The sequence below is a fragment of the Chryseobacterium sp. 2987 genome (genome assembly GCF_031456375.1).
In the GTDB taxonomy this organism is placed as follows: Bacteria; Bacteroidota; Bacteroidia; order Flavobacteriales; family Weeksellaceae; genus Chryseobacterium; species Chryseobacterium vaccae.
Genome location: NZ_JAVDUN010000004.1, coordinates 283,302 through 305,606, shown reverse-complemented (window position 1 = coordinate 305,606; position 22,305 = coordinate 283,302). Strand labels below are relative to the sequence as shown.

The following is a 22,305-nucleotide window of genomic DNA, read 5'->3' as shown; positions in this document are numbered from 1 at the left end:
TATTGTTTTTAATGGTCATATATAATCGCTGGATATTGATTCACCTTTATGGATTGATCAAATGACTGCGATTTCATAATAAATATTTTTTTATTTCTGAATACAAAGTTATATTTGTACTTACTTTTTTACAAGTACTTACCCTAAAGTATGTATTATTATGACAGCAATCAAAGAAAGCTCAACCATTCAGGAAAACAGAAAAGTGCTGCAGGACTGCCCTGTAATGTATGTTATGGAAAGAATCGGGGGATTCTGGAAACCCATTATCCTTTTCAATCTTTCCACAGGTGAAAAAAGATATAGTGAACTGAAAAAAGCAATTCCCGCCGTCACCGAAAAAATGCTGATTCAACATCTTAAACAGCTGGAGGCAGACGGACTTATCATCAGAACCGCCAGACCTGTTGTTCCTCCTCATGTCACTTATAAACTAAGCAAAGCCGGAAGTGGATTAGGAACAGTCATTGATGCTATGGCAGAATGGGCATTTCAGGATATGGAAGGGAAGTATAAAAAATAATCAGTCTAGAATGTAAAAATTAAAATATATCTCGGGATTCTGAAAATTTTTTGATAAAAAAAGACCTGTAAAGAGAACCTTATTCAATAGAAATGGGCTTCAGCCCATTTAATAAAAATCAACAGACACCAATAACGCTACCTAATTCTAAAAAAATAAAAAGACCCTTCCAATTGAAAGAGTCTTTTATTGTTATATGATGGAGATCTATAAAGATTTCATATCAATTACAAAACGGTATTTTACATCGCTCTTCAGCATTCTTTCGTAAGCGTGATTAATATCCTGCATTTTGATCAGCTCAATTTCAGAAACAATATTGTGTTTTCCGCAGAAATCCAGTAATTCCTGTGTTTCAGCAATACCGCCAATTAGCGATCCTGCAACAGAACGACGCTGGAAGATCATTGGCCTTGTGCTCACTGCATCATTTTCGAATTCGCCAACAAAACCTACAAGAACAATCGTTCCGTTCAGTCTGAGTGTCTGCATATAAGGAGTGATATCATGCTCATAAGGAACAGTATCAATAATCAGGTCAAACTTTCCTTTTACGGCATCCATCTGTGAATCATCAGTAGAAATAACAACATGGTCTGCTCCAAGCTGTTTGGCATCTTCGGTTTTCCCTGGAGTTCTGGAGAATAATGTAACTTCTGCACCTAATCCCTTGGCTAGTTTGATCGCCATATGCCCTAATCCGCCAAGCCCTACAACGGCTACTTTAGAGCCAGGACCAGCGTTCCAGTGTCTCAAAGGCGACCACGTGGTAATTCCTGCACACAGAAGCGGTGCTACTGCTGCTAAATCTAAATTTTCAGGAACACTTAAAACAAAATGTTCATCAACCACAACTTTTTGGGAATACCCTCCAAAGGTATGGCCTCCCAAGTGTTGGTCCTTACCATTATAAGTCCCTGTAAATCCGTTTAAACAGTACTGTTCAAGATCGTGCTGGCAGCTGTCACAGTGCCCGCATGAATCCACCATACAGCCCACTGCGGCAAGATCCCCAACCTTAAATTTAGATACTTCGCTTCCCACATTCGTAATTCTTCCTACAATTTCATGCCCGGGAACCGCTGGATACAGCGATCCGCCCCAGTCATTTCTTGCTGTATGGAGGTCAGAGTGGCATACCCCGCAATAGAGAATTTCAATTTCTACATCTTTGGAAGTTACCGCTCTTCTTTCAATATTCATTTCTTTCAGATCTGCCGTCTTGGATTCTGCTCCATAGGCTTTTACTGTAATTGTGCTCATTTTATATATGTATTTAAGTTAATAAATTATGATTTATAAATGATTATATTCATCATCGGTTACAGGCTTAAGCCATTCCACAATACCGTTTTGGGTATTCAGATTAATGGCAATATGCGTAAATTCACTTTCCGGACCTGCTCCATGCCAGTGAATGATTCCCGGAAGAATATTGACTGTATCTTCCGGACTAAGGATTTGTGCAGGCTTACCTTTGTCCTGATAAAAACCGGTTCCTGAAGTTACAATTAAAATCTGTCCGCCGCCATGAGAATGCCAGTTATTTCTACAGCCAGGCTCAAAAGTGACATGAGCAATCTGACAGTTCAGTTCATCCGCATTGGGTTTTAAAATATGTACCCATGCTGTACCACCTGAAAAATAATCAGCAGACGCCTTTTCTCCTTTTGGAAAAATGTTGGTATTCAATATTTCCATAACAATACAAAAGTCGAAACTTTTGTAAAAACAGAGCTTATACAGATTACCGGAATACTTACCAATTTTACAGTCCTTATTCTATGGTACAAATGAAAGTAGTAATTTTGAATCAGATTTAAAATCTATTTTATGGAAAATCAGGTCGTTGAAAAGATCAGCAGTATTTCGGAATACAATAAAATGACGAATCATGAAACACTTCATCCGCTGGTAAGTGTGGTCGATTTTTCAAAATCTGATCCGATATGCCAGTACAGGAGAACCTATTCCTTTTATACCGTTTTTCTGAAAGATGTGATTTGCGGTGATATGCATTATGGTAAACACAGTTATGATTACCAGGAAGGAACATTGGTTTTTATTGCTCCCGGGCAGGTAAGCGGGGTTACCAATGATGGAAGATCCGTTCAGCCGGGAGGATATGCCCTGCTTTTTCATCCGGATCTGATCAAAGGAACCAACCTTGGTAAAAACATCAATGAGTATACTTTTTTTTCTTATGATGTACATGAAGCACTCCATCTCTCCGAAAAAGAAAGAGAAATCGTTCTGGAATGCTTTAAGAATATTAAACTCGAATTAGAGCAGTCTATTGATAAGCACAGTAAATCATTAATTGTAAACAATATTGAATTATTTCTAAACTACTGTATGCGTTTTTATGACCGGCAATTCATTACCAGAGACCATATCAATCAGGGGGTGATCGGAAAATTTGAAAAACTGGTGGATGATTACTTTACATCCGATAATCCTAAAACGATAGGCTTCCCGATGGTGCATTATTTTGCAGAACAGCTCAATCTTTCTGCTAATTATTTCGGGGATCTGATTAAAAAAGAATTAGGAATTTCCGCACAGGAGTTTATTCATAATAAGCTCATAGAAATGGCTAAAGAGCTGATTGTGAATCCTTCCAAATCCATCAGCGAGATTTCTTATGATCTGGGATTTAAATATCCGCAGCACTTTACAAGACTATTCAAAACCAAAGTAGGAATTTCTCCAAGCGAATATAAAAGTCTTAATTAATAGCAAGTAGCCGTTTCATAAATAACTTTTACAGATCATGACATTCGGTAAATTTTTTATTTATTATATTTAAAATAAGAAAATTTTTCAGTTTTATCATGAGACCACAACAGAATGGAAGCCATATTTTTGAAACCCGTTTTGGAAGAATCACTGCTGTAAAAGAAAATGGTATTATTAAGGCCAAAAGTATCCGTTATGCCTTTTCGAAAAGATATCAGAGACCTGTTCCTGTAGAACCTTCAGGGTCTGATATTATACTTCCGGATAAAACTCCGGTATGTCCCCAGAAGATTAGTCTGCTGGTAGAAAAGATGATTGGCCCTACCCAGATTGATGATTTTAATCCGGACGAATCAACACAGTATCTTTCAGTGATCCGACCTGAAAATTTTACCGAAAATCAAAAGCTTGCAGTTGTCGTTTGGATTCATGGCGGTTCGCATGAGATCGGCTGCGGAGATCTTCCTACCGCTGATGCAGGAGAGTGGGTGAGGGAGCAGAACATTATTGTGGTGAATGTTTCTTACAGACTTGGACTTTTCGGTTTTTTAGGAGGTGATGAAACAAGACCACCGAATCTGGGCCTTTTTGATATCATAGAAGCGTTGAAATGGGTTAAAAATTACATTTCTGACTTTGGAGGCGATGCCGAAAATATTACGCTTTTAGGACAGTCTTCAGGAGGTGATGCTATAGCACATCTTATGATTTCTGATGGAGTGGAAAACCTTTTTCAAAAGGTTATTATTCAAAGTGCTCCTTTAGGGTTACGTCACAAAAGACAGAAAATGTCTGCCGAATTTCTGAAGAAAACAGAAGGATTGAAGGATGAACCGGATATCTATAAAATGATGGACGAGTACGGAAAATATGTACCTTCTGTGATAAAATACGGCCTGAAAGCGGCAATGCCCTTCGGAACACAATATGGTTTTCCTCCTTTATGTAATGAAAGTGAAGCCGTGGAAAAGTGGAAATCAGGTGTCGGAAAATATGATGTTCTGATCGGTTTGAATAATGATGAAACCGCATTTTATCTTAAAACCTCCGAAGCTTTAAATAAATATTTCGGAAAAGGTTTTGGACTGAAAATTCTTGATAAGACGGTCCAGAAAACTACAGAATTTATTTATGGAAAACCGGCTGAGCACTTTGCTGAAGATTTTGCCAAGGCAGGTGGAAACGTTTATCTCTTCAGAATTCATTCAAAATTAAAGGAAAACCAGATCGGGGCAGCACACTGCATTGATCTTCCCCTAATTTTCGGAAATGAATCAGCTTGGAAGCCTGCAGAATTATTGAAAAATGTTTCCTGGGAATATATCCACGAAAACGGGAAAAAAATCCGTGCACTCTGGGCAGAATTTGCCAGAACCGGACATGTATCCGATGAATCTGAAAGGCCTGAAATTCTGAGTCTCCGGAAAATCAAGCTTTAAAAATACTCAGCATAGATCTGCTATCTTTTGAAATAGACAGATAAAAGAATGTCGTTGGTTAGTTTTATTCAAAGGTTGGTGATATTTTATGTATATTTAATTAAATCATAAAAATAGATCATTATGAAAACAAAAAACCTTTTACATGTACGAAAAATTGAAAGAGAGAAACTAAAAAATCTCAAAGCAGGAGACCGCTGGGGTAACCGGGTATGCTGTACCTATAACGAGGAAAACTTTTGTTGTGAGTGGGCCAGCGATTTTATGAACTGCCGAGGTATTCAGTGCTAGAATCATTAAAATAGATGGTTTAAAGAATCAGCTAAGGCATACGTGGTCTCTATGGATGCCTTAGTTTTTTATCATTTTTACCTTTATTCAGGGATCCAGACACTTACATTTCCTGCGGGAACCGGGAAATTTCCCCATCCGTTTTCATCAATAACAACCACATCTTTGAATCTTTTAAGCAGATCTTTACATTTTTTTCCGGCATAGTCTTTTCCCATTTCCATAGGCTTGTTATAAGCGTCTTTATTGCTCAGAACCACGGCACACCCTGGATGTTCTTCATCACCTGTGCGTATCCATCCAAGACAATTGGCGTCTTCAAAATAATCCCGCTGCTCTCCGTAAGCATGATTCTTTCTGGCTTGAAGGAGTTCTTCAATACCTTCCACTTTAGATAAAAATATTTCCTGATCATTTCCGGCGCTGTCTTTATCGATATAATGAGCGCCATATAAATCAGGATAAAAAATACAGGGATAACCATCTTTCCGCAGTAAGATCAGGGCATAGGCAATGGGCTTAAACCAGGCTTCTACCGGGGCTTCAAGATCCTGTAAAGGTTGTGTGTCGTGATTATCAACAAGACTTACCGAGTGCATTGGGTCTGCTTCTGTGAGAGAACCTTCAAAAATTCTCCGAAGATCATAAGAACCTCCTTCTTTTGAGGCATTATAGAAATTATTCTGGAGTGAACTGTCAAAAAGACTCATACAGCCTTCCGTGACTTCGATATATTTCTGGAGAAGATGCAGATGGCCGGGAGCCCAGTATTCACCTACCGCGAAAATATTCTTTTCGGAATTGGAGCGGAGCATCGTAAGCCACTCTTTATAAAAATCAAAAGAAATATGTTTTAATGCATCCAGCCTTACCCCGTCGAAATCAGTCTGATCAAAATACCATTTTGCCCAATGATTCAGCTCTTCACGTACAAAAGGATTGCGATGCTCAATGTCATTATACATCAGGTAATCGTAATTGCCCTTTTCATCATCAATCATTTCTTCCCAGTCGTTTCCATATTCAGACTGTATCTTGAAAATGTGGGATTCCATACCTTCAGCATAATCTACACCGCTAAAACAGGTGAAATTCCATTCAAAATCAGAATATTTTTTATTCCGCCCGGGAAAAGTAAACTTGGTATAAGATTCAATCTCAGTAATATCAGAAATCATCTTTTCCCTGTTGTTTTCATCTACTTTTACCGCTTTGAACTTTTCCAGTTCGTCACCTCCTGCTTTATGTCCCAGTACAATATCTACAATGATTTCTATATGGTGCTTTTTTAAAGCTTTGATAGCCTTTATATATTCGTTTTTAGTACCATATTTCGTGGAAATGCTTCCTTTCTGGTTGAATTCCCCAAGGTCATAAAGATCGTAAACATCATATCCAACAGAATAGCCACCGCTATTACCCTTATAAGCCGGCGGAAGCCATACAGAAGTTATTCCTAGGCTTGAAAGAAATTTGGCTTGTTTTTCAGCTTCTTTCCACAGTTTGCTATCCCCTTCGGAATACCAGTGGAAAAATTGGATCATTGTTGGGTTCATAAATGATGAATTTGGCCAATACAAGATAGTGAAAAATTTTCACTACTGATTTTCAAACTCTTCAAACGGAATTTTTAGTTGAATAGAAATCTGCTTTTTTTCTTCCGTATTAAGATGAGAAAGAGACAATCCCAATAATCTTACTGGTTTATTATAAGGACGGAGTTCCCAGAGTTTTTTACCGGTATTGAAGTACTGTTCCGGAGAAGAAAAATACTCCTCTTTTGTGATACTTCTGGTGAACATAGAGAAATCCCTGTATTTTATTTTTAAAGTGAGAGTTCTTCCCAGAATATTGTTTTTCTGTAACCGCTGATGGAGTTCCTGTCCTAAATTTTCAAGCTTTTCATCAATTTGCTGTTCATCAAAAAGATCTTCAAAAAAAGTCCTTTCAACAGCGACACTTTTCTGGATTCGATGAGGTTTTACCTCGGAAGTGTGAATGCCACGCACCACATTATAGTAATGCCTGCCGGATTTTCCGAAAAGCCGGTCCAGTTCTTCCAGGGATCTTTTCTTTAAATCTTTTCCTTTGTAAATCCCTAAACTAAACATTTTGTTAGCTGTAACCTTACCTACGCCGTAAAATTTTTCAACAGGAAGTTCTTCCAGAAAGTTTTCCACTTTATCTGGATGAATGGTTTTCTGGCCATTGGGTTTATTGATGTCAGAAGCTACTTTCGCTAAAAATTTATTGACTGAAATTCCTGCAGAAGCCGTTAATCCGGTCTGTTCAAAAATTTTCTGACGGATTTCACGGGCAATCAGGTTGGCAGATTCCATTCCCTTTTTATTTTCAGTAACGTCCAGATAAGCCTCATCCAGAGACAGCGGCTCCACCAGATCAGTGTATTCATAAAAAATTTCTCTGATCTTTCTGGAAATTTCTTTGTACCGGGCAAAGCGGGGCGAAACAAAAATAAGATGCGGGCATCTTTCCCGGGCAGTCTTACTGGGCATTGCAGAACGAACTCCGTATTTTCTGGCTTCATAGCTCGCGGCAGCAACTACTCCGCGGTGCTGGCCGCCAACTGCAATGGGCTTGCCTTTAAGCTCCGGATTGTCATGCTGTTCCACGGAAGCATAAAATGCATCCATATCTACATGAATAATCTTACGAAGCGGCAGGTCCATAGTACAAAGATAGGATTTTAGAGGGAAGAGAGATGAATAGGGGGAGTGGGAAGATTATGGGATCTGTATTTTACAATTAAAATATTTTCAAATAAAAGAGGATAGGAATTTGTAAAACATCATCATCTTCCGGCTTTTATCTTCTTGTTTTCTAGCTTTTCAGTCTCATCGTGAGGAGAAGCGGCTCAAATCCTGCTTTTTCATAGGCTTTTATAGCAGGTTCGTTCTGAGCGTAAACATCCAGTCTGATCTCTGAAATATTTCTTGATTTCGACCAACTAATCAGTTCGTCAGTAATCAGCTTGTTGATTCCTTTTCCCCGATACTCCGGTTTTACATACATAAAACCCAGATAAGCATAAGTTTTAAAATGATAATAATTCTTATCGGTATTTTTAATGAGAGCGTATCCCGATGCAACGATTTCATTATCCTCTTCCGCAATGATTAAAACAGCATCAGGAGATTTCATAAAATGGGTCAGGTCATAGTAATGAATTTCCCCATCAATAAGGGTACTGTTGAATGGTCTTTCCGCTGTGACAATGCCCTGTTCAAATGTTAAAAGAATTTCTAAATCCTGTTCTGTTGCTTCTCTTATGATCATGGTTGAAAAATAAAATATCGATTACTTTAAAAGGTTATTTATGGTTTGCTGGATTTCAGGATCTTCCGGGGAAATAGCGTAATATTTGGCAATGCCGGACTTCTGGTTGATGATCATATATCTCGGAATCCAGTTAAGATCAATATAATTATTGAAATCATTTTTCCATCCTGTAACAAACCAATAATTGTCTTTATCCTTCATATTAAACCTCACAAGACTTTTATCAAAGCTCTCTTTTGATTTTTCCAGCGACAGAAACACAAAATCTACATTGGGGTTATTCTTTTCCAGTTCTTCTGCTTTTGGCAGTGCCTGCAAACAGTCTCTGCACCATCCGGCCCAGAAATCAATGACTAAAACTTTTCCTTTGTGCTGATCCAAAATCTGTTGAATGGTAATCGTTTTTCCCTCTTCATTTTCCAGTTTCTGCTTCAAAGCTTCTTTAGAAAATCCTTTCTTAAGGACAGCAGGATCTTCTTGGGAATAGCTTATTCCAAAAATACCTATCATAAAAATTAATAACAACTTTCTCATCTCTTACAATTTCATGGTACAAATCTAAACAATGAATGGCAACCGGAAATCGATTTTTGATGAATTAAGAAAAATTTATGAAATTGAAAATTTCTATTGATATTTTTAGCCACTAATGCACTAATAAAATAATTCGTAAAGGTTTTATTTTAATATTGCTTATATTAGGAGGCAAAGGAGGGAATCAACTGCGTTGATTTGATGAAGCGGACGTAAAAAATAGTTCAAATTCGATATTTTATCTCTGTTTTTTAGAAAGGCTGCATGAAATCTGCCTAATCAGAATAAAAAAATATCAGTGAGAAAAATTTGTTAAAATCTTTGATTTTTTGCACCTTAAAAGCAGTTTTAGATCAAAAACTTGAATCCTTGCGCTTTCCAATTCTCCCTACTTCTCTTACAGGTATTGGCAATGACGCAAATTGATGTTCAGAGCCAATAAAAATCATAGAGCACTTCCTAACGTACAGTTTGTCTCTTAAAAGAAATCTTAAGTGTTAATCTTTTGTGGTTAAAAAATTCCCGATAAATTTTAAGTTACTGAATAATTTCTGATAAGTCCTTTCACAACGGTAATTACATTCGGCATGGCTTTATTGGCTGCATTCAAGACTTCTTCGTGGGAAACGGAATAGGCAATATCCGGACCGCCAAGGTCTGTAATGATGGAAATACAGAAAACATCCATGCTCATATGTCTGGCAATGATGACTTCCGGAACGGTGCTCATCCCTACCATATCTCCACCAATGGCCTTAATCATTCCATATTCTGCCGGAGTTTCAAAGGTTGGCCCTTGCAGCCCTACGTAAACACCCTGGTGAATTTTAATATTATTTTCTTTAGCCGCTTTTTCAGCGACCTCAATCATTTTTTTGTTATAAGGCTCACTCATATCCACAAAACGTGGTCCGAAAGAATCAATATTTCTGCCACGAAGCGGATGCTCAGGCATCATATTAATGTGATCTTTTAAAATCACAATATCTGCTACACTGTAATTCGGATTTACTCCGCCCGAAGCATTGGAAAGGATAAGGTTTTTAATTCCCAGCAGATGAAAAACACGTATCGGAAATGTTACGGTTTCCATAGAATGGCCTTCATAGTAATGAAAACGGCCGCTCATCATCAGAACTTTTTTCCCTTCTAAGATTCCATAGATTAATTTTCCTCCATGTCCGGCAACGGTAGTCTGCGGGAAATTGGGGATTTCATGGTATTCCAGTGTATGAATGGCTTGTACTTCGTCTTGTAGCTTTCCAAGCCCTGAACCTAATACGATTGCGAAATCAGGAGTTTCCTTAATAATACTTTTAATGAAATCTGAGGTCTGCTTAATTTTTTCTAACATAATCTAAGATGATTTGATTGAATTCTTCCTTTTTATCAATAATGACATTGATAGGCCAGTAGTAAACAATTTCTCTAAGATAGTCAAAAGTTTTCAGACGTACATAATCTTTCTCCGTCGTCAGGATCAGTTTATATTCGCCCAGTTTTTTGTATTCTGCGTTGATTTTTTTAATATCATCGTCCGTGAAATTATGATGATCCCTGAATTTCAGATGCTTCACCCTTTGTGAAAATTTTGCCAGATGCTCAAGAAGAGGTTTTGGATTGGCAATTCCTGTGATCAGCAGAATGTCATAATAATTCAGATTATTGTCCGGAAGCATTTTATCTTTTCCGTATACGTTTTCATCATAACCAATGGATGAAAAGAAAACTTTTTGGTTATGAGAAGGTCTGATCCTTGAAATGTAATATCTTTTTGTTTCCTCTGTCAGTTCATCAGGACATTTGCTGACCATAATGATGTCTGCTCTTTTGGAACCGGCCCTGGATTCTCTTAAGTCTCCGGCAGGAAGAAGATGGTCTTTAAAAAACGGGTCGTTAAAATCCGTCATCAGAATATTGAACCCGGCCTTAATGGCTCTGTGCTGGAAGGCATCATCCAGAACAAGAACATCAAGGTCCATATCTTCAATTACCTTTTGGGCTCCCGGAACTCTTTTCTCCGAAACAGCGATTACAAAGCGGTTTTTAAAACGCTCAAAAAGCTGCATGGCTTCATCGCCCACCATTTTATAATTACTGTCGTAATTGGTTACTTCATAGCCTTTGGTTAATCTTCCGTAACCACGTGAAAGAACACCGGTCCTGTAATGTTTGGACAGGTATTGGGCAAGATACATCACCATAGGCGATTTTCCGCTTCCGCCCACGGAAAGGTTCCCGACATTAATTATCGGTGTTTTGAACTTTGTTGACTTAAAAATTCCCAGATCATACATTGTGTTTCGGATACCCGTTACCAAATGATAACCAAGGGAGAAAGGATAAAGGTACCATCTTTTCATACGATTGCAAAAATAGGAATTTTTGCAGGGATTTGATGCAAGATTCTCAAAGACTTTTCAACAATTATTTCGTGAAATTAAAGTATTTTTGTGGAGTTATTGAAATACATTGAGATACTTTATAGAATTTTCTTACAACGGAAAAAATTATTTCGGCTATCAGATACAGCCGGACGCTGTTTCTGTACAGGAAGAGCTGGAGAAAGCACTTTCCACGATTCTGAGGGAAGAAATTAAAACCACAGGAGCCGGAAGAACAGATACCGGAGTTCATGCTAAAAAAATATTTGCCCATTTTGACACAGAAAAAGTGCTGGACGAAAATCTTCCGCACAAGTTGAACAGCTTCCTGCCTCCTGATATTGCGGTGAAAAGAATCTTTCTCGTACAGGATGATTTCCATGCACGTTTTGATGCTACTTACAGAACCTACGAATATTATATTTCCCTTGCTAAAAATCCTTTTACCCAAGAGTCGGCATGGCAGCACTGGAAAAGACCTCTTGACATTAATAAAATGAATGAAGCCTGTAAGATTCTTTTTGAATATGAAGATTTTACAAGTTTTGCCAAGTTGAAAACTGATAATAAAACCAATATCTGTAAGATCTACAAAGCGGAGTGGGAGCAGAACGGGACAGAACTGAAATTTACGGTTTCGGCGAATCGTTTCCTTAGAAATATGGTCCGGGCTATCGTTGGAACCATGGTGGAGATTGGTACCGGAAAAATAAAGCCGGAAGATCTGCGTAAAGTTATTGAAGATAAAAACCGTAATGCCGCAGGAACCTCTGCTCCAGGACATGGGCTCTATCTGGTGGATGTAGGATACGAATTTTAAACCCAAATCTATGATTTCTGGACTTATTGCTGTAGCCATATTTTTTATTACGAGAAGCTGGCAGCCCGTTTCGGAAAGAAGAAATGGCTTTATGGTTTTTTAGGAATTGCTCTGTGTTTCGGGCTACAGTTTATATTTGGTCTTACGTACGGAATAGCAGGTGTCATACAGGATCCCAATCACTATTCGCAGGATATTGATTTCCATTCATTCACTCTGGTGAATATTCTGGGCTGGATTTTTTCTGCTATTGTGGCTTTACTAGTCGGATGGTACTTTGGCAGACGCTGGAAGAAGATTCGCTGAACAAACCAGCATATTGAAGATTATAGATTAGCGAATCACATTTTCAGGCCGGAGTCAATCTAAGGTAGGAAATCCGGAAAAAGCCAAAACTATTCATATTGTAAATGATGCCTATCTAAAATTTTCTATGAGGATTTGCTGAAGTTGTAAAGGCAGACAAATTATAAAGTCTTATTTTTGCATAGAATTTTTAATTCTTTTCTTCAATTCGAACAATGAAAAAACAAGATACTTGGGGGATTATAAGGAGGCTGTTCTTTATCGGGATGAAATTCCGTTCCTGGTTCATCCTTACATTAGTAATTTCCGTTATACTATCCATCGTTTCTACCTATAGACCTTATCTTACCATGGAAGTGGTGGATAATGACATTACCAAGCTTAAAGACAAAGCTTTGATGATGAAACATATTTATATATTGGTAGGGCTGGTATTTGCAGAAACTGTTCTGAACTTTTTTCTGGTCTATTTTTCCAACTATATTTCTCAGAATGTTATCCGTGATATAAGACAGAGGTTATACGCCAAGCTAATCTATTTCAAGACTTCTTTTTTTGATAAAACTCCTATCGGACAGCTGGTAACACGTGCTGTAGGGGATGTGGAAACTATTGCTACAGTATATACAGATGGATTTCTGATGGTTTTTGGGGATATCCTCAGAATTATTTTTGTTCTGGTGATGATGTTCAGTACCAATGTACATCTGAGCTATATCACCCTGGCAATTCTTCCTTTAATGGTAGTGATTACCCGATTTTTCCAGAAAAGGCTGAAAAAGGCTTTCGGAGATGAGAGAAACTGGACATCTAATCAGAACTCTTTTGTTCAAGAAAGGCTTGCAGGGATGTCTATTATTCAGGTTTTCAACAGACAGGAATCAGAATTTAAAAAGTTTGATGATATCAATATTACCCTGAAAGGAGCCCTTTTAAGGACTGTTTTTATTTTCTCATTATTTTTCCCTGTGGTAGAACTTATTTCGTCACTTTTCATCGGATTTATTCTGTTCTATGGAGGATATATTACAATAAGTGCCGGGGTAGTGATTGCTTTTATTCAGTATATTTCTATGCTGATTCGTCCTTTAAGGCAGATTGCTGACCGTTTTAATAATATCCAGCGAGGTATTGTAGGTGCGGAAAGAGTACTGGGACTGATGGATGAAGAGAATTCAATGCCGAATACTGGGACCGTGAAAAAAGACCATTTTGACGGAAAAATAGAGTTCCAGAAGGTACACTTTGCCTACGATGAAAAACAGGAAGTATTGAAAGGGATCGATTTTAAAGTAAATCCGGGAGAAACGGTGGCGATTGTAGGAGCTACGGGAGCTGGAAAATCTACCATCATCAGCTTAATTACAAGGCTTTATGATATCAATTCCGGAAAGATCCTGATTGATAATGTAGACCTGAAAGATTATGAACTGTATAACCTGAGAAGTCACATCGGGGTCGTATTGCAGGATGTTTTCCTGTTCCATGGAAGTATTTTTGAAAATCTTGCCTTTGGAGACAGTAGCATTACACTGGAAAAAATAAAGGCAGGTGCAAAAGAAATTGAAGTGGATAAGTTTATTGAACAACTTCCGGGCGGGTATGAGTATGTTGTGAGTGAAAGAGGTTCTTCTATATCTTTAGGGCAGAGACAGCTTTTATCTTTCCTCAGAGCCTACCTGTCTGATCCGAAAATTCTTATCTTGGATGAAGCAACATCATCTATTGATCATGAAAGTGAAAAACTAATCCAGCGGGCTACTGAAAAAATCACGAAAAACAGAACTTCCATTATTATTGCACACAGGCTTTCAACCATTGAAAAAGCAGATAAGATCATCGTCATGGAACATGGGAAAATTGTGGAAGAGGGAAAACATCTGGAACTTCTTGATAAGAACGGATATTATGCCACTCTATACAAAGCCCAGCTGCGTCACGAAGTAGAGTTGGAAGAAGAAAAAGAAGCATAAACGGGAATACATTAATTCGACTCTATTCAATGTCATATTCCTTTTCCAGGATCTTTTTAAAATCCTCCTTCGAAACACCGTTTCGGGATCTGAATTTCATGTCAAGGAGAAAATCATCAGTATAGTATGTATTACGGCCATAAACAGTATCTAAAATATGCTGAAATGAATATTGTTTAGATTCAATTTTATATATTTTACCTGCAGAAGAGTCTATTTTGATGGATTGCTTATCCTGCTTATTGAAAAATAAACGTTCTTTAATTTCCAGATTATAATTTTGCCCGGCTCCGGTATCCATATGTGGATTGGTAAAAAGCAAAGTGATATAGGGAATGGGTACAATAAAAAGAAAATTCCAAAGCGTATGGTAAAAATAAGCATAAGAAAAATCTAGCCTTACCCTGATAAAGCTGAGAATAAAGCCGCCAAATAACTGGCTGAAAATAATTAACGGAGATAGTATATAAAAAAGAGCCGTATCATTATTATAATTGAAAATATGGATGAGGCCGAAGAAGATACTGAGACTATAGACTGCAAAAGGAAATATACAGTTCCACTTGTCTCTTTTAATAATTTTGGAAAACAGCCTGTTATACCTCAGAATATATCTGAAAGCAGCTTCTTCAACCAAAGGAACTATGATGACAAACCAGATTATAGAAGATATAAAGGTTTCACTATATTCCAACCGGTCAGTTTTTAAAGTGATGAACTTTTGTATTCCATAATTTAAAAAGCTAATCAAAGTCAGATTGAGGATAAGTTCCAAAGACAATAAGGTAAAGATCATCCTGTAACGTTCTTTGAGGGGAGGCTTTAGTTGTATATCATCAGGTCTCTTTAAAAAAGATAGAAAATCGGTCAATATAGCCTGAGTTTTTTGAAGAGTCATTTTTTTCTATTTATATTTTCACAGGACAAATTTGTTACAGACGAAAATAACAAAAATAAGTCCTGTGCAGCACAGAACTTATTTTTTATAAATGATCTAATGGTTCATGAGTCTTAGAACTTCAGTTTTTTAGTCAGTACTTTTCCATCTTCCAGAACGGCTGTTACAGTCACGATACTATTCTTTTGGCTGATCGGAAATCTGTATTCTGTAGATTTAATACCATTTTGGTTCATAAGAAGCCTTCCTGAAGCATCATAAATGTGCAGAGAATTTATTTTGATATCACTTCTTACATACACAAAATTCTCATCTTTAAAAATATCAACCGTATTTTTTCTGGCTGTATCCTTTGCAGATAATGAATTATTCTGACTGATAATCACCGAATAATCTTCTACCTGTCCATATCTTGGAGTATAGCAGGCGGTAATTGCTGTACCGTTGTAATCACCAATTACCCTCATTCTTAGCGGAGTATTGAGTACTGCAGTGGCAGGTGGAGTTACAGAAGCTGTAGCCGAAGAACCATTGCTTATGTTGCTCTGATTAAGAACCAACTCAGTTGTTTCATTGAACTGTCCGTCATTATTGTAATCAATATAAGCTTTAATGATATGCGGATTACTTAAGCCCGGCATCACAGTAAGAGCAGTAGATGTTCCTGATGGAATAGTGGTTTTTGATGTTCCTAAACAATACGTTCCGGTAAAGTTTTCATAAAAGTTATTAGCTGCCTGTTTATAATGAGAAGAATAGTTATTAATGTTCCCGAATTGTACACCAGTCACTCCGATATTAAAGTTCCCCGGCGTGGTGATAGAAGCAGGAACACAAGCTGTGGCTAATACAGAACTGTTAGCCGGAATTGCTGAAGATGCTACCGGAGAATTGATTAATGATTGTCTGTACTGCAGAAGCTGCGCTGTAGCACGGTCTGTCTGTCCTTGTGTAAATAAATTTCGGAAACAGAACGTGTAAGCCATCACATTTTTTTCACCACCGGCATACACCTGGCTGGTGCATGGATTGATCTGCCCGGTCTGGCAGGTATTGGGAACAGAAGAGTGGTAAAGACTTTTCATCGGCTCAGTATCACATACAAGATCTCCCTGAAGGGTACAATCTGTGTTGGTTGGGCAGTCTCCGGTAGAGGTATTGTAGCCTTCATGGGTATGGCGCAGGCCTAAAGCGTGTCCGAATTCATGGGCCAAAGTTTGGGCATTTACAGCTGAGGCACTGGTCGACATGAAAGAATAATCATTGGTTCCTCCCGGGTAATACGCAAAGCCATTCAGTAATCCGGAGTTAGAAGCCAGTCTTTTTACGACATATATGTTATAATATTTGCCGGTATCCCACATTCCGAGAGCTGTGATGTCCGATGCGGTTACAGCATTAGTGGTATTATCATTGTTGACACCGCCGCTTACGTATTTCGGAAGATGGGAAGCATTGATTCTGTTAATTCCGTTGGTAGCATTACAGCTGGGGTCTATTTGGGCAAAAACAAATTTTACCGGAAGCACAGCACTGGTTCCTGCCATTCCGCTGGATGAGCTTCCTGCAAAAACGCCGTTGGTATAATTAATCCACGCTATAATATCCGCATCAGATTTATTATTAGGAGTTCCTATGGCGCTGCCATCTCCAACAACATGTACTACAACCGGAATTTCATAGACTTGATTTTTATTGAATTTGGATGCAAGTTTTCCACTTTTGATCAGTTTGGAGAGCTCAAGATTGAAAGCATCATCACGGGCTTTCTCTTCGGGAAACCTTTCATAGTGCTTTTTCATCAGTTCATCCGTTCCACATTCCTGGAATTCCAACTTCTGTGAATAAAAACTCGTGCATAATCCCCCGGAAATAAGAAGAAATAATAATTTTTTCATAGTATTTTCGATTTAAATTTTTCAATTTTAAAAATAAATAAAAAATACCATATAATGAATACTGCCTGATTTATAATTCTTTAAACTGATTGTTGAGCTCTTCAAATTTGCTGATCAGTCCATTCAGTTTTTCCTGTTGTTTTCTTACCGTTTTAGGCCTTATATAGAACCAATTGAAACCAAGCCAGGCCAAAACAGCTCCATAAGCTAATACAGCGGAAGAAAATTTCATCAATGAAGTGTATTCATACATATACAGACAGATTCCCAGAAACAGCATGATGAAATAAAGATTGAGCATAGTCGTTTGCATAAACTTCTGCTTATTCTTCACAGCATACAGGCTTTGCAGATACTCACTGTTGGATTGAGTAGTATCAGTTTTGTAAAAAAACATGAACATTCGGTTATAGGCAAGCAGAAAAATAACCATTGCCAGGATAACAAGTACGATTCCGATTTTTGTAGTCATCATTTGAGGCTGGTAGCGGAACCAGATCAATGCAATGCCGAGGCAGGTGGCGATCAGGGCAATATTAGTAAGAATCAGCCTGCGTAGGTTTTCATTTCTGAATTTTTTCAGTCTGCCAAGGAGTTCTTCCATATTGGGTTTGTTGGAAGCCTGTTGTTTCCATATATTTTTGAAATCAATATCAGTAGCCATTTTCTTTAAACTTTTGCGTTAATTTTTCTTTTATCCTGTGAATTTTTACCCGGACGTTAGATTCTGAGAGTCCGGTAATCTGGGCAATTTCTACCTGTTTTATTTCTTCAAGTTCCAGAGAGATAATGATCCTGTCCGTTTCCGGTAATTCGGAAATAAACCGGTAGAGCAGCTGGATCTGGGGTTCCAGAGATTCCTGTTTCTTTTCTTCCAGGTTTATGGGAAGTTCTGTTTTAGCGAATTTTTTCTCCTTTTCAATCTGGCGGAGACAATTATTGGAGGCAATTCTGAAAATCCATGTTCCGATGCTGGATTCATTTCTGAATTTCGGAAGCTGCTGCCATACAATAATAAATGTTTCCTGAGCCAGATCCCGGGCGAGCTCTGCGTCATTGATGTATCCCATGCACAGCCGGAATATTTTCTGCCAGTAGAGTTCGTATATATTCTCAAATATCATTATTTCGCAGATAAGAAATTATTCAGCTGATTCAGATACCAGTCTTTATCATCATACATAATAAAATGTAATCCTTTGGATGCATATTGAAAGTCAGCATTTTTTAAATTTTTATACTGTCCCTCAATAGCCGGTTTGAAATTGATAAAGTAAGATTCCAGTAAAATAAGGGAAGGGCATTGTATGGATTTGATTTTCTCCCTTAAATCCGTATTGGAAAAATCACAATACATTCCGGCAAAAGTTTTCCGGTCTGATTTTATACTCCATCCGATAACGGTTTCCTGCATGGAAGTATCTGCCAGAAGGCTTGGGATAGCCTGAGCCTGCATTGCACGGAATTGTTCATCGGACATAGCGGTTAGGGTATTGATCATTGCTGAGCAGTCGTTGTTTTCTTTGGATATAAAATTGGGATTGGATAGGGCGGCCAGACAGGGAAGAGCATCTACAACGACAATTTTGCCCGGCAGTTCCGGATAATCAGCGGCAATGGCCAAAGCGAGACCGCCTCCCATACTGTGTCCAATGATCATCGGTTTTTCTATCTTATTATTTTTGATGTAGGCGGCAATTCCATTTTCCCAATCTTTAAAACTGGCATCTGGCTGTGGTTTTGTTCCTGCAAATCCAGACATTGTTAGCGTATAGCAAGTGAAATTTTTTTCAAATTTCGAAGTGGTGTCTTTCCATACCTCTCCGGAAGAAGCAAAGCCGGGAATCAAAATAAGCGCCTGCTTTCCGGTTCCGGTTTTCTTTATCTCAAACGGATAGGTTTTTTCCTGACCAAATACATTGCATGCTGCAGCAAAAAATAACAGAAGGATAAGAAGGAATGTGAATTTTTTCATGATTTCTAAAGTTTTAAGGTTTATTTGTCTTTTAGAGACGAACCTTTTTAAAATGTTACAAAACTTTTTCAATTTTTTTTGAAAAAATATTTTTTCCGCCTTTAAACTCCCGTTATAAAGCAATGTCATAGGATTTTTATAATATAGTATTCATAGGGAGCTGTCGTAATGAATTAGTCAGACTGAACTAAAAAAATAAAATAAAAATGCTTTGATAATCATGGTTTCCGTTAGTTTTGTTGTTGTTTTTAATACTGTCAAAAATACGGAATGTGTATCAAAAAAAATAAAAACATCTTTTATTGGTAAAAAAAACAATAAAATATTGTGAAAGTACTATGTTGTATTGATAAATTTATTAACTTTAATTAAAATTTGATAAATAACCCTAGCTTGGAAAGGGGTATGAACATAAATAGTATTTTTTAACTTAAATCCAACAATATAAATGAGCACCAGTATCCAAGACGAATTTAAAGTCTTTAAAGATGAATTGAGAAAATTGAATATCGAAGTACAAAAAGTAGTAAAAGTAGGAAACGGAAGTATGGATTTTCATGAAGTTTTCTACAAATCGCCAAGGTATGAAGAGGTAAAGAGCGTGTATGTCCAGCGACATACTCTGGACAGCATGATTGAAAAATTTAAACAAGCTTATCATTAAAAAATATACCGTTCGCTGCAGATTTTCTGCGGCGAACGGTTTTTATTCTCTTGTAGATCAGTAGAGGTTTGCGTCATAAATAAATGAAGGTTTCTGAAACCTATAACGATTGACGCTTAAGTAAAAAGATTATTCTCGTCAACTAATATGCAGCAGATAACGCAGATTTATTTTCAACTTTAATAAAAAATACTAGATTTTTTTAACTCCTTAAGTAAGCTTACGGTATTAAACTTTGAAACGGCTTAGTGCCAAGTTTTGCGCTAGTGACAGCTATAAAAACCATATTTGTAACTCCCATTTTCCTTTCTTTAAACTCAATCTTTATCCAATGCTGAGTTTTCCTTGGTATCTTTCATGGTAGCATACACAATCAGCGAAAATAAAATACATCCCGTGATATACCAGTAAAAATAATGCTCTGATCCTATCTTCTTAAACCAAAGGGCAATATATTCCGCGGTTCCTCCGAAAACAGCTACTGTAACAGCATAAGGGAGACCTACGCCAAGTGCCCTGATCTCAGAAGGGAACAGCTCTGCTTTTACCACTGCATTAATCGAAGTGTATCCGCTTACAATAATAAGAGCAGCCATGATCAGGAAAAATGCAGTGAGCATAGAAGTCGTATTGCTTAATGCTGTTAAAAGAGGAACTGTAAACAAGGTTCCTAAAATACCGAAGGCCAATAACAGTGGTCTTCTTCCGATCCTGTCTGATAATCCTCCGAACACAGGCTGAAGGCAGGCAAATATAAATAAGGAGACAAAAGAGATCAGCGTTGACTGCTCTTTAGTAAGGTGAACCGTATTCACCAGAAACTTCTGCATATAGGTGGTATATGTATAAAAAGCCAGTGTTCCGCCTAATGTTAAACCAATAACGGTGAGAAGTGCTTTAGGATGCTTTAATAATTCCTTTACGGTCCCTTTCTTTTTTTCGCTGGTTTCTTTTTTATTCTCAAAAGCTTCCGTTTCATGTAAATTTGATCTGAGGTATAAAGCAACAACCGAAAGTACAGCTCCAATCACAAAAGGAATTCTCCAACCCCATTCTTCCAGCTGAGCTTCTGTAAGAATTAATTTCTGAAGGACCAGCTGAACGCCGAGAGCAATAAGCTGGCCGCCAATCAGGGTTACATACTGGAAGCTTGAATAAAATCCCCGTCTGTTCTCAGATGCCATTTCGCTGAGGTAAGTAGCAGAAACCCCGTATTCTCCGCCAACACTCAGCCCCTGAAGCAGTCTGGCGAGGAGCAACAGCATTGGTGCAAGAATTCCTATTGAATGGTACGTAGGGGTAAGGGCAATAAGTAATGACCCAAAAGACATCAGCAGTACAGAAAGCGTCATCGCTTTTTTTCTTCCGATTTTATCCGCAATACTTCCGAATATCCAGCCTCCGATAGGACGCATCAGAAAACCTACGGCAAATATTCCCGCTGTATTCATCAACTGTGCATTCAGATCGGAATCAGGAAAAAATGAATGGGAAAAATAGATAGCAAAGGCTGCATATGCATACCAGTCATACCATTCCACAAGATTTCCGATGGAGCCGCCAATAATGGCTTTGATCCTCTGCCCGCTGGTTATAGATGATGTGTTCATATATCGGATGAGGATTAGTTTTTGCCAAAAAATCTTTTTATTTTGCCCAGTAATCCGGGCTGGGAAGGAGAGGGTGAATAATCCGGCTCAGGTGATTCTGTCTGATCATGTGGCGGAGCAGCTTCAGCGGTTGATGCAGCTAAATTCTCTGCCTCTTTTCTTTCTGTAACATGAACTCTGTTGGGTTCCTGTATTTTCTGACCTGTTAATCTTTCAAAATTAATTTTAGCCTTGTTAAAAATCTCCATTTCTACCTCAGGGCGGTCATCCACATGATTTATTTCAGGAATGATACCGGAGCTTAATTTTACAGATTCACATTCAAAATCGTTCATAATTCCCTGGTGAATTCTTATGGCTGTCTCGGTTTCGCCCACTTTTTCAAAACTCTCAGCGAATTGAAGCATATCTTCTCCTATCTCATACTTTTCAAGAGTATTACCAATGGAGTTGCTTATTTTCGCCTTTGCGACGGCAAGATTGGCGATGGATTTTTCTTCCCCTGGGTTGTTTTTCAGAAGATGGATCAATTCCTGAATACTTTCTCTGATTTCAGGTAAAACCCTGAAATTGTCAATATGCTCGAGATCTGAAAGATAAAAACTCTGATTCATGGCTTCAGTGGCAAGATACTGAATATGGGTACTCGTGATGAATGCCAGATGAACCAAAAGAATAGCATATTGTTTCAAATGATCTTCATTGATCTCAGATTTTTCAAGGGCTTTGTAAAGCTGAAGTCCTTCTAAAAATTCAATCTGGTATCTGTCACAGGGAAAACTATCCTCATTGACCTCAACAGAGTTGTTATTTAATATTTCATAAACATATCTGTGGATCTGAAGCTCTTCTGAATTTTTCAAAGCTTCTTTAAACTCTTCAAGTTTATTTTGTTGTATCAGTTCTATCATTTTCCTGGTATATTGAGCGCCAATATACAAATTTCATCCA

22 protein-coding genes are annotated in these 22,305 nt (G+C 37.8%); 7 read left to right on the top strand and 15 right to left on the bottom strand.

Annotation, left to right across the window (positions count from 1 at the left end):
* Window positions 1–160 precede the first annotated feature (160 nt).
* Window positions 161–523 (top strand): helix-turn-helix domain-containing protein, encoded by a 363-nt coding sequence (locus tag J2Y40_RS14185; protein WP_153395794.1) that lies wholly within the window; start codon window positions 161–163, stop codon window positions 521–523.
* A 207-nt stretch (window positions 524–730) separates the two neighbouring features.
* Here the strand turns inward: J2Y40_RS14185 and J2Y40_RS14180 are convergent, their stop codons facing one another.
* Together J2Y40_RS14180 and J2Y40_RS14175 are read right to left on the bottom strand one after the other, a co-directional pair.
* On the bottom strand, window positions 731–1,786 hold the full coding sequence (locus tag J2Y40_RS14180; protein WP_309999628.1) for an NAD(P)-dependent alcohol dehydrogenase: 1,056 nt from the start codon (window positions 1,784–1,786) through the stop codon (window positions 731–733).
* A gap of 33 nt (window positions 1,787–1,819) precedes the next feature.
* A complete protein-coding gene (locus J2Y40_RS14175) occupies window positions 1,820–2,224 on the bottom strand; it encodes a cupin domain-containing protein (protein WP_409017705.1) in 405 nt (134 codons plus the stop codon).
* A gap of 132 nt (window positions 2,225–2,356) precedes the next feature.
* Between J2Y40_RS14175 and J2Y40_RS14170 the strand changes: the two genes are divergently transcribed.
* From J2Y40_RS14170 to J2Y40_RS14160, 3 genes are all read left to right on the top strand, one after another.
* Window positions 2,357–3,259 carry a helix-turn-helix transcriptional regulator gene (locus J2Y40_RS14170; protein ID WP_309999626.1) on the top strand — a complete coding sequence of 301 codons (903 nt, stop codon included), beginning with the start codon at window positions 2,357–2,359 and terminating at the stop codon, window positions 3,257–3,259.
* A 98-nt stretch (window positions 3,260–3,357) separates the two neighbouring features.
* The gene (locus J2Y40_RS14165; protein ID WP_309999623.1) at window positions 3,358–4,701 is read left to right on the top strand and encodes a carboxylesterase family protein; all 1,344 of its coding nucleotides are present in this window, start codon (window positions 3,358–3,360) and stop codon (window positions 4,699–4,701) included.
* Window positions 4,702–4,824: 123 nt separating this feature from the next.
* Window positions 4,825–4,992: a hypothetical protein gene (locus tag J2Y40_RS14160; RefSeq protein WP_185151971.1), complete on the top strand. Its 168-nt coding sequence runs from the start codon at window positions 4,825–4,827 to the stop codon at window positions 4,990–4,992.
* An 83-nt stretch (window positions 4,993–5,075) separates the two neighbouring features.
* On the opposite strand, the gene J2Y40_RS14155 is transcribed toward J2Y40_RS14160, so the two are convergent.
* The 6 genes from J2Y40_RS14155 to lpxK all read right to left on the bottom strand — a co-directional run bounded on the left by J2Y40_RS14155 (window position 5,076) and on the right by lpxK (window position 11,189).
* Entirely contained in the window at window positions 5,076–6,548 is a 1,473-nt protein-coding gene (locus tag J2Y40_RS14155; RefSeq protein ID WP_309999622.1) for an alpha-amylase, read from the bottom strand.
* A 42-nt stretch (window positions 6,549–6,590) separates the two neighbouring features.
* Window positions 6,591–7,682: a DNA polymerase IV gene (gene dinB / locus J2Y40_RS14150; RefSeq protein ID WP_309999619.1), complete on the bottom strand. Its 1,092-nt coding sequence runs from the start codon at window positions 7,680–7,682 to the stop codon at window positions 6,591–6,593.
* Window positions 7,683–7,833: 151 nt separating this feature from the next.
* Entirely contained in the window at window positions 7,834–8,289 is a 456-nt protein-coding gene (locus J2Y40_RS14145; RefSeq protein WP_153395780.1) for a GNAT family N-acetyltransferase, read from the bottom strand.
* 21 nt (window positions 8,290–8,310) lie between these two features.
* The gene (locus J2Y40_RS14140; RefSeq protein ID WP_309999616.1) at window positions 8,311–8,826 is read right to left on the bottom strand and encodes a thioredoxin family protein; all 516 of its coding nucleotides are present in this window, start codon (window positions 8,824–8,826) and stop codon (window positions 8,311–8,313) included.
* Window positions 8,827–9,358: 532 nt separating this feature from the next.
* Window positions 9,359–10,180, bottom strand: a complete 822-nt coding sequence (locus J2Y40_RS14135) for a purine-nucleoside phosphorylase (RefSeq protein WP_309999614.1) — start codon at window positions 10,178–10,180, stop codon at window positions 9,359–9,361.
* Window positions 10,164–11,189: a tetraacyldisaccharide 4'-kinase gene (gene lpxK / locus J2Y40_RS14130; RefSeq protein ID WP_153395774.1), complete on the bottom strand. Its 1,026-nt coding sequence runs from the start codon at window positions 11,187–11,189 to the stop codon at window positions 10,164–10,166. The genes J2Y40_RS14135 and lpxK overlap by 17 nt, the downstream gene beginning before the upstream one ends.
* A 109-nt stretch (window positions 11,190–11,298) precedes the next feature.
* Between lpxK and truA the strand changes: the two genes are divergently transcribed.
* Both truA and J2Y40_RS14120 read left to right on the top strand, forming a co-directional pair.
* Window positions 11,299–12,030 carry a tRNA pseudouridine(38-40) synthase TruA gene (truA, locus tag J2Y40_RS14125; RefSeq protein ID WP_153395772.1) on the top strand — a complete coding sequence of 244 codons (732 nt, stop codon included), beginning with the start codon at window positions 11,299–11,301 and terminating at the stop codon, window positions 12,028–12,030.
* A gap of 521 nt (window positions 12,031–12,551) precedes the next feature.
* A complete protein-coding gene (locus tag J2Y40_RS14120) occupies window positions 12,552–14,309 on the top strand; it encodes an ABC transporter ATP-binding protein (protein WP_309999608.1) in 1,758 nt (585 codons plus the stop codon).
* 22 nt (window positions 14,310–14,331) lie between these two features.
* Here J2Y40_RS14120 and J2Y40_RS14115 read toward each other — a convergent pair whose 3' ends face one another.
* The 5 genes from J2Y40_RS14115 to J2Y40_RS14095 form a co-directional block, all read right to left on the bottom strand.
* On the bottom strand, window positions 14,332–15,207 hold the full coding sequence (locus J2Y40_RS14115; RefSeq protein ID WP_309999606.1) for a CPBP family intramembrane glutamic endopeptidase: 876 nt from the start codon (window positions 15,205–15,207) through the stop codon (window positions 14,332–14,334).
* Between the two features lie 113 nt (window positions 15,208–15,320).
* Window positions 15,321–17,105 (bottom strand): GEVED domain-containing protein, encoded by a 1,785-nt coding sequence (locus J2Y40_RS14110; protein ID WP_309999604.1) that lies wholly within the window; start codon window positions 17,103–17,105, stop codon window positions 15,321–15,323.
* 70 nt (window positions 17,106–17,175) lie between these two features.
* A complete protein-coding gene (locus J2Y40_RS14105) occupies window positions 17,176–17,769 on the bottom strand; it encodes a hypothetical protein (protein ID WP_153395764.1) in 594 nt (197 codons plus the stop codon).
* Window positions 17,759–18,229, bottom strand: coding sequence for an RNA polymerase sigma factor (locus tag J2Y40_RS14100; protein WP_309999599.1), 471 nt, complete (start codon window positions 18,227–18,229; stop codon window positions 17,759–17,761). Before J2Y40_RS14100 ends, J2Y40_RS14105 begins: the two co-directional genes overlap by 11 nt.
* Complete coding sequence (locus J2Y40_RS14095) at window positions 18,229–19,080, bottom strand: alpha/beta fold hydrolase (RefSeq protein ID WP_153395760.1); 852 nt, start codon at window positions 19,078–19,080, stop codon at window positions 18,229–18,231. The genes J2Y40_RS14100 and J2Y40_RS14095 overlap by 1 nt, the downstream gene beginning before the upstream one ends.
* Before the next feature lie 448 nt (window positions 19,081–19,528).
* On the opposite strand from J2Y40_RS14095, the gene J2Y40_RS14090 reads away from it, so the two are divergent.
* On the top strand, window positions 19,529–19,744 hold the full coding sequence (locus J2Y40_RS14090) for a hypothetical protein (RefSeq protein WP_062697447.1): 216 nt from the start codon (window positions 19,529–19,531) through the stop codon (window positions 19,742–19,744).
* Window positions 19,745–20,061: 317 nt separating this feature from the next.
* Here J2Y40_RS14090 and J2Y40_RS14085 read toward each other — a convergent pair whose 3' ends face one another.
* Window positions 20,062–21,354: an MFS transporter gene (locus tag J2Y40_RS14085; RefSeq protein ID WP_153395758.1), complete on the bottom strand. Its 1,293-nt coding sequence runs from the start codon at window positions 21,352–21,354 to the stop codon at window positions 20,062–20,064.
* A 14-nt stretch (window positions 21,355–21,368) separates the two neighbouring features.
* A complete protein-coding gene (locus tag J2Y40_RS14080) occupies window positions 21,369–22,265 on the bottom strand; it encodes a hypothetical protein (protein ID WP_309999596.1) in 897 nt (298 codons plus the stop codon).
* Between the last annotated feature and the right edge of the window lie 40 nt (window positions 22,266–22,305).

Coding starts and splice junctions, on each gene's coding strand:
- J2Y40_RS14185 (WP_153395794.1), top strand. CDS start 161: ATGACAGCAATCAAAGAAAGCTCAACCATTCAGGAAAACAGAAAAGTG.
- J2Y40_RS14180 (WP_309999628.1), bottom strand. CDS start 1,786: ATGAGCACAATTACAGTAAAAGCCTATGGAGCAGAATCCAAGACGGCA.
- J2Y40_RS14175 (WP_409017705.1), bottom strand. CDS start 2,224: ATGGAAATATTGAATACCAACATTTTTCCAAAAGGAGAAAAGGCGTCT.
- J2Y40_RS14170 (WP_309999626.1), top strand. CDS start 2,357: ATGGAAAATCAGGTCGTTGAAAAGATCAGCAGTATTTCGGAATACAAT.
- J2Y40_RS14165 (WP_309999623.1), top strand. CDS start 3,358: ATGAGACCACAACAGAATGGAAGCCATATTTTTGAAACCCGTTTTGGA.
- J2Y40_RS14160 (WP_185151971.1), top strand. CDS start 4,825: ATGAAAACAAAAAACCTTTTACATGTACGAAAAATTGAAAGAGAGAAA.
- J2Y40_RS14155 (WP_309999622.1), bottom strand. CDS start 6,548: ATGAACCCAACAATGATCCAATTTTTCCACTGGTATTCCGAAGGGGAT.
- dinB (WP_309999619.1), bottom strand. CDS start 7,682: ATGGACCTGCCGCTTCGTAAGATTATTCATGTAGATATGGATGCATTT.
- J2Y40_RS14145 (WP_153395780.1), bottom strand. CDS start 8,289: ATGATCATAAGAGAAGCAACAGAACAGGATTTAGAAATTCTTTTAACA.
- J2Y40_RS14140 (WP_309999616.1), bottom strand. CDS start 8,826: ATGAGAAAGTTGTTATTAATTTTTATGATAGGTATTTTTGGAATAAGC.
- J2Y40_RS14135 (WP_309999614.1), bottom strand. CDS start 10,180: ATGTTAGAAAAAATTAAGCAGACCTCAGATTTCATTAAAAGTATTATT.
- lpxK (WP_153395774.1), bottom strand. CDS start 11,189: ATGAAAAGATGGTACCTTTATCCTTTCTCCCTTGGTTATCATTTGGTA.
- J2Y40_RS14120 (WP_309999608.1), top strand. CDS start 12,552: ATGAAAAAACAAGATACTTGGGGGATTATAAGGAGGCTGTTCTTTATC.
- J2Y40_RS14115 (WP_309999606.1), bottom strand. CDS start 15,207: ATGACTCTTCAAAAAACTCAGGCTATATTGACCGATTTTCTATCTTTT.
- J2Y40_RS14110 (WP_309999604.1), bottom strand. CDS start 17,105: ATGAAAAAATTATTATTTCTTCTTATTTCCGGGGGATTATGCACGAGT.
- J2Y40_RS14105 (WP_153395764.1), bottom strand. CDS start 17,769: ATGGCTACTGATATTGATTTCAAAAATATATGGAAACAACAGGCTTCC.
- J2Y40_RS14100 (WP_309999599.1), bottom strand. CDS start 18,229: ATGATATTTGAGAATATATACGAACTCTACTGGCAGAAAATATTCCGG.
- J2Y40_RS14095 (WP_153395760.1), bottom strand. CDS start 19,080: ATGAAAAAATTCACATTCCTTCTTATCCTTCTGTTATTTTTTGCTGCA.
- J2Y40_RS14090 (WP_062697447.1), top strand. CDS start 19,529: ATGAGCACCAGTATCCAAGACGAATTTAAAGTCTTTAAAGATGAATTG.
- J2Y40_RS14085 (WP_153395758.1), bottom strand. CDS start 21,354: ATGAACACATCATCTATAACCAGCGGGCAGAGGATCAAAGCCATTATT.
- J2Y40_RS14080 (WP_309999596.1), bottom strand. CDS start 22,265: ATGATAGAACTGATACAACAAAATAAACTTGAAGAGTTTAAAGAAGCT.